The organism is Ferrimonas balearica, from assembly GCF_019802085.1.
GTDB classification, from domain to species: domain Bacteria; phylum Pseudomonadota; class Gammaproteobacteria; order Enterobacterales; family Shewanellaceae; genus Ferrimonas; species Ferrimonas balearica_B.
On sequence record NZ_JAHVHV010000002.1, the window covers coordinates 547,731 to 562,047 of the forward strand.

The following is a 14,317-nucleotide window of genomic DNA, read 5'->3' on the forward strand; positions in this document are numbered from 1 at the left end:
CAGGACGTTTGATCCTAGGCATTGCACCTCGCGCGGTGCCTATGACGGATTGTTAGGATCCATCATCTGGACTTTTGTGCCCCGGTCGGATCCGGGGCGTTTTTTCAAAAGCAAGGATCACCCTCCGTACCCTACGAAAAGCAGATAATAGCTTTGGAGTGGTAGCTGGCGATGGGCCGCGGCAAAACAAAAAATACGCCCAACAAAACAAAAAAATAGGAGGACCACATGGTCCTCCTTTTTCTTTGTCTGCTCCCTGGCAACAGGGGGCGGGCGCCCCCTCTTCGCTTTACAGGGCCAGCTTCTGGGACTCCACCCACAGGGCCACCTGCTCATCCAAAACGTTCAGCGGCAGCGGACCGTTGGCCAGCACCACGTCGTGGAACCCCCGCAGATCAAACTGATCCCCCAACTGCGTCTGGGCGTCGGCCCGCAGCTCCAGCAAGCGCATCATCCCCACTTTGTATGCGGTGGCCTGGGAGGGCATTACGATGTAGCGCTCAATCGCCTTGACCACGTCACCCTCGGGGTTGGGGGTGTTGCTGGCCAGGTAGTCGATCGCCTCTTCACGGGTCCAGCGCTTGGCGTGCAGCCCGGTGTCCACAACCAGGCGGCAGGCGCGCCACAGCTCCATCGCCAGGCGGCCGAAGTCACTGTAGGGGTCCTGGTAGAAGCCCATCTCCTTGGGCAGGTACTCGGAGTAGAGCCCCCAACCCTCGATGTAGGCGGTGTAGCCCCCGAAGCGGCGGAACTTGGGCATCTGCTCCAGCTCCTGGGCGATGGCGATCTGCATGTGGTGGCCGGGGATCCCCTCGTGGAAGGCCAGGGCCTCCAGCTGGTAGGTGGGCATATTGGCCATGTCGTAGAGGTTGGCGTAGAAGAAGCCCGGGCGACTGCCGTCGGGGGAGGGCTGCTGGTAGAACGCCTTGCCCGCGGATTTCTCCCGGAAGGCTTCCACCTTCTTCACCACCAGCGGCGCCTTGGGTTTGACCCCGAACACCTCGTCCAGGCGCTCGTTCATGTCGCCGATGTAGCGCTCGGCCTGGCCCAGGTAGGCGGCTCGGCCGGCGTCATCGTTGTCCAGGTAGAACTGGCTGTCGGTGCGCATGAACTCGAAGAACGCCTGCAGGTCCCCCTCGAAACCCACCTTGACCATGATGGCGCGCATCTCGTCGTGGATGCGGGCCACGTCCTTGAGGCCCATCTCGTGGATCTGTTCGGCGGTCAGGTCGGTGGTGGTGGTGCGGGCCAGGGCGTTGTTGTAGAAGCGCTCGCCCTCGGGGAATTTCCAGGCACCGGCGTCATCGCTGGCGCGCTGGTACTGGCCCTCGAGGAAGACGACAAGCTTGCCGTAGCCCTTGGCGACCGGGCCTTTGAGGGCGGCCTCGGCCTCGGTGATAAGGGCCTGGCGCTCGGCTTCTTCCAACTCCAGGCTGGCTAGCTTGGCCTTGAAGTCCGCCAGCAGGGTGCTGTCCTCGCCCGCCTCGAAGGGGGCGCCGGCCAGGATGTTCTGGCTGTCGCTGATGGCGTAGGGGAAGACGAAGCGGGGGGCCACGATCCCCTTGGCTTCGCGGATTTTAAGCTCCTCGATCACCTGGTCGAAGCGCCCCTCGATGCCGTTGAGACGGCTGATGTAGGCCTTGGCGTCCTCGACGCTGGTGATGCGGTGCTGGTTGATCAGGAAAGAGGCGGTGGTGGATTGCACCCCGTACATCTGGTTGATGGGGTAGCGGTAGTGGCGCCACTGGTGATCCTCGATCGCCTGCTCCAGGCGCTGCTTCATCAGGCGGTAGCTGATGAGGGTCTGGGGGTCCAGGGCGTCGGGGTTCAGGGCTTCCAGCTGGGCCAGGTGACGCTGGTTTCGGGCCAGCTCCTCTGCAAAGGCGCTCTCGCCGTAATCGCCCCACTTGTCCTGATCTTTTTTGATCCCCAGGTAGGTCTGGCTGATGGGGGAGGCCATGACGTTGTCCATAAAGATGGACTCAAACAGGGCGTTGGCCTTCTCCGATTCGGACTGCGCGACCACCGCGCTGTCAACGCTGGCGCTGGGGGCCGGGCTGCTGCAGGCCCCTAACGAGAGGGCGGCGGACACCGACAGGGCGATGATGCTCACGTACTTTTTCACTTGGCGCTCCTTGCAAGAAATTTGGCGCAAGTGTTGCACGGCTGTTGCAAGTGCTGAAGGGCGAAACTGTTAGAAGATCTTAACGTCCGGCTCAGTCCGGCAGAAACTGCGCCAGCAGCTCGTTGAGGTAGCGGTGACCCTGCTCGGTCAGCTGCATCTGCTGGTCATCCCGGCGGATAAGCTTGCGCTGCTCGGCCCAGGCCAGGGGCTTGGCCACCTGGGCATGGCTCAGCTGGGTGCGCTCGGCCAGTTCGGCCAGGGGCATGGGCTCCATCAGGCGCAGGCGATTCATGTAGTACTCCAGGGCCTGGTCCTCCAGCGCCACCGGCAGCTGGGTGGCCATGGGATCCCGTCCCGCCTCCAGGTAGCCCCGGGGGTGTTTGACCTTGGTGGTGCGCAGCAGCTGGCCGTCCGCCAGGGTGATCTTGCCGTGGGCGCCGCAGCCGATCCCCAGGTAGTCGCCGAAGCGCCAGTAGTTGAGGTTGTGCTGGCACTGGTAACCGGGTTTGGCCCAGGCGGAGATCTCGTACTGGCGGTAACCGGCGGCCTCCAGCCGGGCCTTGCCCTGCTCGAAGATGGCCCACTGGATATCGTCGTCCGGCAGCGTGGGGGGCTGGGAGGCGAACTGGGTATTGGGCTCGATGGTCAGCTGGTACCAGGACAGGTGGGGGGGCGCCAGCTCGATGGCCTGCTCCAGATCGTACAGGGCGTCGCTGACACTCTGGCCCGGCAGGGTGTGCATCAGATCGAGGTTGAACCGCTCGAAGCCCGCCTTGCAGGCCTCCTTGGCCGCCCGTCGCGCTTCTTCTGCCCCGTGGATCCGGCCCAGGATCCGCAGCTTGTCCTGCTGGAAGCTCTGTACCCCCACCGACAGCCGGTTGACCCCGGCGTCGCGGTAGGGGCGGAAACGGTCCGCCTCCAGGGTGCCGGGGTTGGCCTCCATGGTGATCTCGCAATCCGCCACCAGGGGCAGGCGCTTGGCCACCCCGTCGAGCAGTCGGGCGATCTCCGCGGGGGAGATGAGCGACGGAGTGCCGCCGCCGATAAACAGGCTGGTCAGGGGCCGCCCTTGGGCCCAGTGGCAGTCCCGGTCCAGATCCGCCAGCAGGGCATCGATGTACTGGGCCTCCGGGATCACCCCCTTGCGGGCGTGGGAGTTGAAGTCACAGTAGGGGCACTTCTGCTCACACCAGGGGATGTGGATGTAGAGGGAGAGGGGCGGCAGGGTCACGTCAGAGGATCCCCTTGGCCTGGAACTGCTCGAGCAGCTGGGCCATCGCCTTGCCTCTGTGGCTCAGGGTGTTCTTCTCGTCGGCGCTGAGCTCGGCGGCGGTGCGCTGGTCGCCGGCCACCCGAAACACCGGATCGTAACCGTGGCCCTCGTCGCCGCGGGGGGCGTCGGTGATGCTGCCCTCCCAACTTGCCTGAGCGATCACCGGCGAGGGATCTTCGCCGTGGCGCAGGTACACCAGCACGCACTGGAAGCGGGCGCTGCGCTGGCTTTGGCCCTCCATGTCGGCCAGCAGCTTGACCCAGTTGTCCCGGGCGCTGGCGCCCTCACCGGCAAAGCGGGCGGAGTAGATCCCGGGGCGACCGGCCAGGGCGTCCACCTCGATGCCGGAATCGTCGGCGATGGCGGGCAGGCCGGTGGCCCGGGCGGCGTTGCGGGCCTTGATGATGGCGTTCTCCACGAAGGTGGTGCCATCCTCCACCGCCTCGGCCACCTCGAACTGGCTCTGGGGCAGCACTTCGAAGGGGGTCTGTGACAGCAGCTGGGCAAACTCTTTGACCTTGCCGGCATTGCCGGTGGCGAGCACTATGGGTTGCTTGGTGGACATGGTGACTCCGGTGATGGGGCTGTACGACAACGGGGCGCCGATCTTACCCAAGCGCCCCGCTGATGGATAGAGCCAGAGGCTCGGTCAGTCGACGTAGAACTTCTGCTTGAAGTGCAACTCGGTGCTGAGATCCTGGCCATTGTCCAGGTTGATGTCGAAGGTGAAGGTCTCCTCGTTGCGGTGACTCACCTCGGCGATGTAGTAGATCGCGCTTCCTTCGCGGATCTCTTTGAAGTCCAGGGCCTTGGAGCTGCCCAGCAGGTTGCGGGCGGTGCCGGAGATCTTGACCTCCACCGCGTGGGTCTGGTCGCCGGACTGGGAGGTGTCGATCACCGAGACGTTCACCAGGCCGACGTAGCGGCTGCGGGTGATGTCGTAGTTCTTGGCGATCTCCGGGGTGAGGAAGGTGCTGCCGAAGGAGACGTAGTGGATGGCATATTTGCCCACCTTCTGCATCTGTTCGGCGCTGGCGGGGAAGACAGCCAACAGGCTGACCAGCAGAGCTGCGGCTAACCTCAGCATCTTGGACTCCTTATAGAAATTGTGGTCCATAGCATCACTATAGTAGTTGGCGCAGGGGATCCGGGATGGCATTGGGGCTTTGGATCCTCAACTGCTTATGGCGGCCCAGCTCGCCCTTCAATATGGTGACCTGGCCCTTGGCCACCCGGAACTGCTTGGCCAGGAACTTCACCAGATGGGCGTTGGCCTTGCCGTCCACCGGCGGGGCGGTGATGGCCACCTTGAACTCATCGCCGTGCAGGCCAACCAGCTGATCCCGGCTGGCCTTGGGTTGGATATAGAGCTGAAGCAGCAGGTCATCGCCCTGGCGCTGCACGGCCGGGGACACGGCTCAGACCAGGCGCCAGAGGGGGATAAGGTCCCCGATCAGCAGGTTGATGAAGTTCATCCCCAGCAGCAGCACCAGCATGGACAGATCCAGCCCACCCATGGGGGGGATGATGCGGCGGATGGGGGACAACAGGGGCTCGGTCAGCTGGTGCAGCACCGCCTCGAAGGGGTTGTAGCCCTGGGAAACCCAGCTGAGGATGGCGCGGATCAGCAGCAGCCAGAACAGCAGCACCCCGGCCTCCTTGAGCACCGTCAGGCTGCCCAGCAGGGTGATGTCCACCGGGTTGAGCGGCTGGCCGTTCATCGCCAGCAGGGCGGTCCATTTACCGCAGCCCAGCAGCAGCGCCAGCACCACGGTGGCCAGATCCACGCTGCCCACACTGGGGATCACCCGGCGCATGGGCGCCAGGATGGGGTGGGTGGCCTTGACCACGAACTGGCTGAAAGGATTGTAGAAGTCTGCCCGGGTCAGCTGCAGGGCGAAGCGCAGCAGCACCACCATCAGGTAGAGGTTGAACAGGGTGGATACCAGATAGGTTGTTGCACTCATGGTGTCTCGTTTCCCAAATTAAAACTGTTTGGCCATCTCTTGGGCCCGCGTGACCGCGGCCTGCATGGCGTCTTTTACCGCATCTCGCAATCCTTGCTGTTCCAGAGTCAGCACCGCCTCGTGGGTGGTGCCTCCCTTGGAGGTGACCTGAGCGCGCAGCTCGGCCAGGCTCGACTGAGGATTCTGCCTGACCATCTGCGCCGCGCCAATGGCTGCCTGCTCGATCATCAGCCTAGCGTCCTCGGGTTTAACCCCCAAAGCCGCCGCGCCCTGCTCCATCGCTTCCATAAAGAGGAAGAAGTAAGCCGGGGAGCTGCCGGCGCAGGCGATCACCTGGTCGATGCCCGCCTCCTGCTCCAGCCAGAGGATCTCGCCCACCGCGCCCATCAGGGTGCCGGCGAAGGCGCGATCCGCCTCGCCCACCACCGGGTCGGCGTAGAGACCGGTCATCCCCAACCCCAGCATGGAGGGGGTGTTGGGCATGGTGCGCACCAAAGAGGCGTGGCCGCCCAGGTAGGCGCTCATCCGTTCACAGGTCACCCCGGCGGCGATGGAGATGGCCAGTTTGCCCTCCAGGTCGAGCTCGGCGATGGGGGCGCACACCTCGGCCATCAGCTGAGGTTTGACCGCCAGCACCAGCACGTCCGCCTCGGCCACCGCCGCCAGGTTGTCCTGGGTGGTGCGGATACCGAACTGCTCGGCCAGGGCCTCCAGCTTGCCGGTGCTGGGGTTGCTGGCGATGATGCGATCGCTGGGGTAACCGTTCTGGATCAGGCCGCCGATGATGCTGCGGCTCATGTTACCGGCGCCGATAAAGGCGACGGTGCGGATGTCATTATTCACGCTGTTCACTTCCTAGTGCCAAAAATTGCGGTACCGATGCGCACCATGGTGCTGCCCTCGGCCACCGCCGCCTCGAGATCGCCGCTCATCCCCATCGACAGGGTGTCCATCTGGGGGTGCTGGACCTTGAGGTCATCAAAGAGTTGTTTCATCTGCGCCAGGGCCTGGCGCTGGCGGACTACATCCGCCTCCGGTGCCGGGATCGCCATCAGCCCCCGCAGGGTCAGCCCGGGCAGGGCGCTGACCCCCTGGGCCAGCGCTGCCAGCTCGGCGGGGGGGACCCCGGACTTGCTGGCCTCGCCGGAGATGTTGACCTGCAGGCAGACGTTGAGCGGCGTCAGGCCTTCAGGGCGCTGCTCGCTCAGTCGCCTGGCTATCTTTAGGCGGTCCACGCTGTGGACCCAGTCGAATCGCTCCGCCACCGGTCGCGTCTTGTTGGACTGAAGCGGGCCGATAAAGTGCCAATGGATGGCCAGGTCCGCCAGCTCGGTGATCTTTTCCACCCCCTCCTGGAGGTAGTTTTCACCGAAATGACGGGCGCCAGCCAGGTAGGCCTCGCGGATGTCGCTGGCCGGTTTGGTCTTGCTCACCGCCAGCAGGGTGATCGCCTGGGCTGACCGGCCCGAATTTTGCGCCGCCGCCGCAATACGTGCTTGGGCTTCAAACAGGCGCTCTGCTATGGTTGACATATCTTAGGGGAAGCCAAAGAAATAATATGGAAATTACTGAACTACTGGCCTTTAGTGTAAAACACAACGCCTCGGATCTGCACCTTTCCGCCGGGGTTGCACCCATGATTCGGGTGGACGGCGAAGTGCGCCGCATCAACCTGCCCCAGATGGACCACAAACAGGTTCACGCCCTCATCTACGACATCATGAACGATCGCCAGCGCAAGGAGTACGAGGAGCACCTGGAGGTGGACTTCTCCTTTGAGGTGCCCGGCCTGGCCCGTTTCCGTGTCAACGCCTTCAACCAGAACCGCGGCGCCGCGGCGGTGTTCCGGACCATTCCCAGCCAGGTACTGACCCTGGAGGAGCTGGGGGCGCCGGAGATCTTCCAGGACATCGCCTCCTTCCCCAAGGGGCTGGTGCTGGTCACCGGGCCCACCGGCTCCGGTAAGAGTACCACCCTGGCGGGGATGGTGGACTTCGTCAACGAGCAGCGTCACGACCACATCCTGACCATCGAAGATCCCATCGAATTCGTGCACCAGAACAAGAACTGCCTGATCAACCAGCGGGAGGTGCACAAGGACACCCACAGCTTCTCCAACGCCCTGCGCAGCGCCCTGCGGGAGGACCCGGACGTGATCCTGGTGGGGGAGATGCGGGACCTGGAGACCATCCGCCTGGCCCTGACCGCGGCGGAGACCGGTCACCTGGTGTTCGGCACCCTGCACACCACCTCGGCGGCCAAGACCATCGACCGGGTGGTGGACGTGTTCCCCGCCGGTGAGAAGGACATGGTGCGCACCATGCTGTCGGAGTCGCTGCAGGCGGTGATCTCCCAGACCCTGATCAAGAAGGTGGGGGGGGGCCGGGTGGCGGCCCACGAGATCATGATCGGCACCCCGGCCATTCGAAACCTCATCCGTGAAGACAAGGTGGCGCAGATGTACTCCGCCATCCAGACCGGCATGGCCCATGGCATGCAGACCATGGAGCAGAGCCTGACCAACTTGGTGAATCAGGGACTGATCACCCGCGCAGACGCCCTGAGCAAAACCGCGAACAAATCGGCCATCTAGGAGGGCCCATGGGGATCCATTCGCTGCTTGAGACCATGGTGGCGCGCAAGGCGTCCGATCTTTTCATCACCGTGGGCTTCCCGCCCAGCGCCAAGATCAACGGCGAGCTGGAGCGCCTAGGTGAGCGCCCACTGACCGCCGAGGAGTCGCTGGCGCTGGTGGAGAGCGTGATGAGCGACGACGTGAAGCGCCAGTTCCATCAGGATCAGGAGGCCAACTTCGCCTACGCCTCCGGCGCCCTGGACGCCCGTTTCCGGGTCTCCGCCTTTTGGCAGCGGGAGAATCCGGGGATGGTGCTGCGCCTGATTGAAACCCGGATCCCCTCCATGGAGGAGCTGCACCTGCCGGAGATCATGAAGGACGTGTGCATGTCCAAGCGGGGGCTGGTGATCATGGTGGGGGCCACAGGCACCGGTAAGTCCACCTCCCTGGCGGCCATGGTGGGTTACCGCAACCGCCACCAGAAGGGGCACATCCTCACCATCGAGGACCCCATCGAATTCGTCCACGACCACGAGCAGAGCATCGTCACCCAGCGGGAGGTGGGGATCGACACCGACTCCTTCGACGCGGCGCTGAAAAGCTCCCTGCGTCAGGCCCCGGACGTGATCCTTATCGGCGAGATCCGTAGTCAGGAGACCATGGAGTTTGCCCTCTCCTTCGCCGAGACCGGCCACCTGTGTATGGCCACCCTGCACGCCAACAACGCCAACCAGGCCCTGGACCGCATCCTCCACCTGGTGCCCAAGGAGAAACACCAGCAGCTGCTGTTCGATCTCTCCTTGAACCTGCGGGCCATCATGGCCCAGCAGCTGGTGCCCCACCGGGACGGCTCCGGCCGCCGGGTGGCCATCGAGGTGCTGCTCAACACCCCCCGGGTGTCGGATCTCATCGCCAAGAACGAACTGTTCGAGCTCAAGCAGACCATGTCCAAGAGCCGGGAGCAGGGGATGCAGACCTTCGACCAGGCCCTGTTCGATCTCTACATGAACGACGAGATCACCTACAACGACGCCCTGCACTACGCCGACAGCCCCAACGACTTGAGATTGATGATCAAACTCAAGCAGGCCAACAGCACCGGCTCCGGTTACATGGACGGCGTCACCGTCGATCTCGACTGAGCTCCGATTATCCGGGTGGGTGTGATCCCACCCGGATAATTCATCATTTCTCCCGTTTTAAGGGAATTAATCCCCTGCCATCGGTCTGACTCCAGGCATACACTTCGCGTGTTATTCATCGATTAACTCGAGCCTGACATGACCTCATCGCCAAATCCCGCCGGCCGTCCCCGCCAATCCCAGGGCCAGGGCAGCGAGGTGCGCCAACGCCTGTTGGACGCCGCCCGCGACCAGTTTGCCCGGCGCCCCTACGCCAAGGTCTCCACCCGGGAGCTGGCGGCCGCGGCCCAGAGCAACATCGGCATGATCCGTTATTACTTCGGCAGCAAGGCCGGGCTGTTCGAGGCGATGTTTGCCGAGCTGTTCCACCCCCTGATGCGCCAGTTCAGCGAACAGCTGATGGGCCGGGACGGGGTCTCCATCGAGGGGATCATCCGGGCCTACTACGAGGTGATGGGCCGGCATCCGGACCTGCCCCGCCTGGTGCAGCAGGTGATGTCCCTGGGTTCGGACGACCAGCAGCGCCAGATCCTCACCCGGGCGATGTTCCAATCCGACCAGATGGCGGCGCTGGACCGGGCCCTGGCCCGTCCCGGTCTGCTGCGCCCCGGGGTGGATCCCCAGCTGGCCAAGATCTCCCTGATGGGGGTGCTGGTTTTCCCCTTCCTGATCCCCCAGGGGATCAAGCAGTACAACGGCATCGAGTTGACCCCACCCTTCCTGCGCCGCCTGGCGCGTCACCAAGCGGCCATGCTGCAGCACGGCCTCCTGGCAGAGAACGCACAATGAAACTGACCCCCTCCAAACGCTGGCTGCCCCTGGGCGTGCTCGCCGGCATCCTGATCCTGGCCCTGAGCGTATTGCTGCGCCCCAGCCCGCCGGTGAACACCACCTACGACCGGGCCCGCCTGGTGTCCGTCACCCAGGTGACCGAGGCGGAGCTGGCCCCGCAGATCACCGGCTTCGGCCGGGTGCAGCCCAAGGTGGTGTGGCAGGCGCTGGCGGAGGTGGGGGGCCAGGTGGTCTACCGCAATCCGGAGCTGGAGCCGGGGCGGCTGCTCAAGGCTGGCACCTTGCTGCTCTCCATCGACCCCCTGGAGTACGAGCTGCGCCTGGCCCAGGCCAAAGCGGACGACAACAGCGCCCAGGCCCAGCTCAACCGGCTGGACCAGAGCGAGGCCAACCTGCAGGCCTCGTTGGCCCTGGAGCAGGATCGGTTGCGCCTGGCGGAGGCGGAAACCCAGCGCAAGGCGTCGCTCCACGAACGGGGGCTGATCTCCCAGTCGGAGCTGGACAATCAGCGCCAGAGCCTGTTGTCCCAGCGTCAGCTGGTGCAGGAGCTTCAGAACCAGATCACCTTGCTGCCCGGCGACCGGGCGGTGGCCGAGGCCCAGCTCAAGGTGGCCCAGGCGGCGGTGGCGGACGCCGAACGGCGGCTGCGCCAGACCCAGGTGGTGCTGCCGATGGACGCCCGCATCGCCGAGGTGTCGGTGGAGCAGGCCCAGGTGGCCACTCAGAACCAGGTATTGGTGGAGGCCCACGGCATCGACCGCATGGAGGTGGAGGCCCAGGTGGCCCTGCACGACATGCGCGCCCTGCTCGGCGGCGTCGCGCCCCGTTCCGGCACCGAGCTGCCCCGAGTGGAGGCCCTGGGGCTCAGCGGCACCCTGACCCTCAGCAGCGGCGATTTCCAGGCCCAGTGGCCGGCCCGGGTCACCGGTGTGCGCGAGGCGGTGGATCCCAACCAGGCCACCGCCGGGGTGCTGATGGAGGTGCGCCAGGATTACCGCAGCCTGTCACTGACCGAGCGGCCGCCCCTGGTCAAGGACCTCTTTGTCCGCGCCACCTTGCAGGGCCCGACCCAGCAGGTGCTGACGGTACCCGCCGCGGCGCTGCGCCAGAACCGGCTTTACCTGATGGACGACGAGGCGCGGCTGGTGATCCGGCCGGTGGAGGTGCTGTTCCGCCACGGCGAACGGGTGGCCGTCAAGGGCGATATCCAGCCCGGTCAGCGCGTGGTGCTCACCGATCTCATCCCCGCCGTTGAGGGGATGGCCCTGCGCACGGAGTCCGAGCAATGATCCGCTTCTTCGTTCGCCACCCCACCGCCGCCAACTTGCTGATGCTGGCCCTGCTGCTGGTGGGGTTGACCAGCGTCGGCAGCATCAAGCGGGAGACCTTCCCCGAGTTTGAGCTCAACCGCATCTCCGCCACCGTGGTCTACCCGGGGGCCTCCCCCCTGGAGGCGGAGCAGAACCTCTGCTTGCGGATGGAGGACGCGGTGGATGGCCTGGCCAACATCGAGGAGACCTTCTGCCAGGCCAGCGAAGGGGTGGCCACACTGATGCTCAAGCTCACCGATCAGGCGGACGTTTCCCGCATGCTGGTGGACGTGCAGACCCAGATCGGCGCCATCAATGACTTCCCCACGGAGATCGAGCCGCCAGTGGTGCAGGAGCTGGACTGGTCCGAGCCGGTGATCGATCTGGTGGTCACCGCGGATCTGCCCCTGCCGGAGCTCAAGGCCTACGCCGAAACCCTCAAGCGCCGGCTCAAGCTGGACGCCGGGGTGGGGTTGGTGACCGTCTCCGGCTTCTCCGATCATCAGCTGCGGGTGGAGCTCAAAGAGGCGGCCCTGCGCCGGCTCGGCCTCAGTGTCAGCGAGGTGGCCCAGGCGGTGGAGCGGCAGAACCTGATGCTGCCCAGCGGCAACATCGAAACCCAGGATCGCAACCTGCTGATCCGCTTCGATGAGCGCCGGGTGACCCCGGAGCGCCTGGGGGAGCTGGTGGTGGCCTCCGGGCGCGATGGTGCCCTGGTGCGCCTGGCGGACGTGGCCACCATCGAGGACAGGTTCGAGCTGGACGAGGAGCGCACCCTGTTCAACGGCCAGCCGGCGGCGGTGCTGAAGATCAGCAAGAACAAGGCGGAGGATGCCCTCAAGGTGAAGGAGCGGGTGTCGGCCTTTGTCGAGCAGGAGCGCGCCCAGGCCCCGGAGGGGATCACCCTGACCCTCTCCAACGACCTCTCCTCGCTGCTCTGGGATCGCCTCAGCATGATGATCAACAACGGCGGCCAGGGGATCGTGCTGGTGTTCCTGGTGATGTGGCTGTTCTTCACCCTGCGCTACTCCTTCTGGGTGGCGGCGGGGTTGCCGGTGGCCTTTCTCGGCGGCCTCTACATGATGTTCCTGCTGGGGATCTCCATCAACATCATGTCCCTGGTGGCGCTGCTGATGGCCATCGGCATCATGATGGATGACGCCATCGTCATCGCCGAGTCCATTGCCGCCCACCTGGAGCGGGAGGCGGATATTGATGAGGCGGTGATCGCCGGGGTGAAGAAGGTGCTGCCCGGGGTGCTCTCCAGTTTCTTCACCACCGTCTGCATCTTCGGTGGTCTGCTGTTTCTCGAGGGGCAGATGGGCTCGGTGCTCAAGGCGGTGCCCCAGGTGCTGCTGCTGGTGCTGGCCCTCTCCCTGGTCGAAGCGCTGCTGATCCTGCCGGCCCACCTGGCCCACTCCATGCACAAGCAGGCCAAAAGAGGCGATGGGGCGGCCAGGCCGAACAATGCCCTGGCCCGGGCCAAGGCCCGTTTCCTGGACCGCTTCGAGGCGTTTCGCCAGCAGACCCTGGTGCGCTGGGTGAGGACGGCGGTGACCTGGCGCTACGCCACCCTGGGCGGCGTGTTGGCGCTGATGCTGGCCTCCATCGCCCTGCTTTCCGGTGGGGTGCTCAAGTTCGTCGGTTTTCCGGAGCTGGACGGGGATGTGGCGGAGGCGCGGGTGATCCTGCCCCCCGGGGCCACCCTGGCCCAGACCGAGGCGGTGATCACCCGCATCGCCCGCGCTGCCGAGCAGGTGGCGACGGAGTTTACCGAGGCCCAGGAGCAGGCGCCGCTGCTGGTCAACCTGGCGGAGCAGTACAACCTCAATATCGATGCCGGCGAGAGCGGCCCCCATGTGGCTACGGTGCGGCTGGATCTGCTTAGTGCCGAGGTGCGGGAAACCCGGATGGACGACTTCCTGGCGGCCTGGCGCGACGCGGTGGGGGAGCGTCCGGAGGTTCTTTCACTGGTGTTCTCCCAGCCGGCCATGGGGCCGGGGGGGCGGGCCATCGAGGTGCGCCTGCAGGGGGATGAGCTGGATACCCTGAAGGCCGCGTCGGTGGAGCTGCAGCAATACCTGGGGCAGTTTGCCGGGGTCCACGGCCTGCTGGATGACATGCGTCCGGGCAAGGAGGAGCTGCTGGTGACCCTGAGGCCCGGTGCCGAGGCCCTGGGGGTCAACGGCCAGATGGTGGCCTCACAGCTTAGGGCCGCCTACTACGGTCAGACCGCCGATGAGATTCAGGTGGGGCCGGAGAGCATCAAGATCCACCTGCAGCTGGACAAGGGCGAGGCGGCGGATCTCGCCACCCTGGCCCGCTTCCCCATCATGCTCAGCGACGGCCAGGCGGTGCCCCTGGCCACGGTGGCCAACCTGGATTACCAGCGCGGCTACGTGCGGATCCAGCGCATCGACGGCCTGCGTACCGTCACCGTGATGGGGGAGGTGGACAACCGCATCGCCAACAGCGCCGAGGTGCTGCGCCAGTTGCGCCAGGAGTTCCTACCCGAATTGCGGGAGCGCTACCCGGATCTGCGCCTGGGGTTCGAGGGGGAGGCCAAGGAGTCCGCCAAAACCGGTAACTCCATGGCCCGGGGTTTTCTGATCGGCCTGTTTGGGGTCTACGCCATCCTGAGCCTGCAGTTTCGCAGTTACCTGGAGCCGGCGGTGGTGATGATCGCCATCCCCCTGGCGCTGATTGGGGTGCTCTGGGGCCACCTGCTGCTGGGCTACCCCCTGTCGATGCCTTCGATGCTCGGCTTTGTCTCCCTGGCCGGGGTGGTGGTCAACGACTCCATCCTGCTGGTGCAGTACATCCGCCACCATATGGCCGAGGGCCAGGCGGTGCTGGAGGCGGTGGTGGCCGCCGCCCAGGAGCGGTTCCGGGCGGTGTTCCTCACCTCGCTGACCACCGCCGCCGGGCTGCTGCCGCTGTTGCTGGAGACCAGCCTCCAGGCCCAGGTGGTCAAGCCCATGGTGGTGGCCATCGTGTTCGGGATCTTCACCTCGACGCTGCTGGTGCTCTTTATGATCCCCGCCGCCTACGCGGTGCTGTCGGACTTCAACCTGGTGCGCCGTCACCCGGTGGGGAACTGAGCCGCTTCACATTCCGGCTCGCTCAGGGCAGG

At 65.2% G+C, this 14,317-nt stretch carries 13 protein-coding genes; 5 read left to right on the forward strand and 8 right to left on the reverse strand.

The features are described 5' to 3' along the window. Positions 1-289: 289 nt before the first annotated feature. The 8 genes from KUV81_RS10885 to KUV81_RS10920 all read right to left on the reverse strand — a co-directional run bounded on the left by KUV81_RS10885 (position 290) and on the right by KUV81_RS10920 (position 6,897). Complete coding sequence (locus KUV81_RS10885; RefSeq protein WP_222543889.1) at positions 290-2,125, reverse strand: DUF885 domain-containing protein; 1,836 nt, start codon at positions 2,123-2,125, stop codon at positions 290-292. Positions 2,126-2,216: 91 nt separating this feature from the next. Next, complete coding sequence (hemW, locus tag KUV81_RS10890; protein ID WP_222543890.1) at positions 2,217-3,356, reverse strand: radical SAM family heme chaperone HemW; 1,140 nt, start codon at positions 3,354-3,356, stop codon at positions 2,217-2,219. A gap of 1 nt (position 3,357) precedes the next feature. After that, the gene (rdgB, locus tag KUV81_RS10895) at positions 3,358-3,963 is read right to left on the reverse strand and encodes an RdgB/HAM1 family non-canonical purine NTP pyrophosphatase (RefSeq protein WP_222543891.1); all 606 of its coding nucleotides are present in this window, start codon (positions 3,961-3,963) and stop codon (positions 3,358-3,360) included. An 84-nt stretch (positions 3,964-4,047) separates the two neighbouring features. Continuing rightward, positions 4,048-4,485: a DUF4426 domain-containing protein gene (locus KUV81_RS10900; protein WP_222543892.1), complete on the reverse strand. Its 438-nt coding sequence runs from the start codon at positions 4,483-4,485 to the stop codon at positions 4,048-4,050. Between the two features lie 37 nt (positions 4,486-4,522). After that, the gene (yggU, locus tag KUV81_RS10905) at positions 4,523-4,813 is read right to left on the reverse strand and encodes a DUF167 family protein YggU (RefSeq protein ID WP_315900072.1); all 291 of its coding nucleotides are present in this window, start codon (positions 4,811-4,813) and stop codon (positions 4,523-4,525) included. 3 nt (positions 4,814-4,816) lie between these two features. Beyond that, positions 4,817-5,365, reverse strand: coding sequence for a YggT family protein (locus KUV81_RS10910; RefSeq protein ID WP_222543893.1), 549 nt, complete (start codon positions 5,363-5,365; stop codon positions 4,817-4,819). Positions 5,366-5,383: 18 nt separating this feature from the next. Further along, a complete protein-coding gene (proC, locus tag KUV81_RS10915; RefSeq protein ID WP_222543894.1) occupies positions 5,384-6,208 on the reverse strand; it encodes a pyrroline-5-carboxylate reductase in 825 nt (274 codons plus the stop codon). A gap of 5 nt (positions 6,209-6,213) precedes the next feature. Continuing rightward, positions 6,214-6,897, reverse strand: a complete 684-nt coding sequence (locus KUV81_RS10920; RefSeq protein ID WP_222543895.1) for a YggS family pyridoxal phosphate-dependent enzyme — start codon at positions 6,895-6,897, stop codon at positions 6,214-6,216. A 26-nt stretch (positions 6,898-6,923) separates the two neighbouring features. Here KUV81_RS10920 and KUV81_RS10925 point away from each other — a divergent pair, with 26 nt between their 5' ends. The 5 genes from KUV81_RS10925 (at position 6,924) to KUV81_RS10945 (ending at position 14,285) form a co-directional block, all read left to right on the forward strand. Further along, a complete protein-coding gene (locus KUV81_RS10925; protein WP_222543896.1) occupies positions 6,924-7,958 on the forward strand; it encodes a type IV pilus twitching motility protein PilT in 1,035 nt (344 codons plus the stop codon). A gap of 8 nt (positions 7,959-7,966) precedes the next feature. Then, positions 7,967-9,082 carry a PilT/PilU family type 4a pilus ATPase gene (locus KUV81_RS10930; RefSeq protein ID WP_222543897.1) on the forward strand — a complete coding sequence of 372 codons (1,116 nt, stop codon included), beginning with the start codon at positions 7,967-7,969 and terminating at the stop codon, positions 9,080-9,082. A 138-nt stretch (positions 9,083-9,220) separates the two neighbouring features. Next, on the forward strand, positions 9,221-9,871 hold the full coding sequence (locus KUV81_RS10935; protein ID WP_222543898.1) for a TetR/AcrR family transcriptional regulator: 651 nt from the start codon (positions 9,221-9,223) through the stop codon (positions 9,869-9,871). After that, a complete protein-coding gene (locus tag KUV81_RS10940) occupies positions 9,868-11,163 on the forward strand; it encodes an efflux RND transporter periplasmic adaptor subunit (RefSeq protein ID WP_261389341.1) in 1,296 nt (431 codons plus the stop codon). The genes KUV81_RS10935 and KUV81_RS10940 overlap by 4 nt, the downstream gene beginning before the upstream one ends. Continuing rightward, the gene (locus KUV81_RS10945; RefSeq protein ID WP_222543899.1) at positions 11,160-14,285 is read left to right on the forward strand and encodes an efflux RND transporter permease subunit; all 3,126 of its coding nucleotides are present in this window, start codon (positions 11,160-11,162) and stop codon (positions 14,283-14,285) included. Before KUV81_RS10940 ends, KUV81_RS10945 begins: the two co-directional genes overlap by 4 nt. Positions 14,286-14,317: the final 32 nt, after the last annotated feature.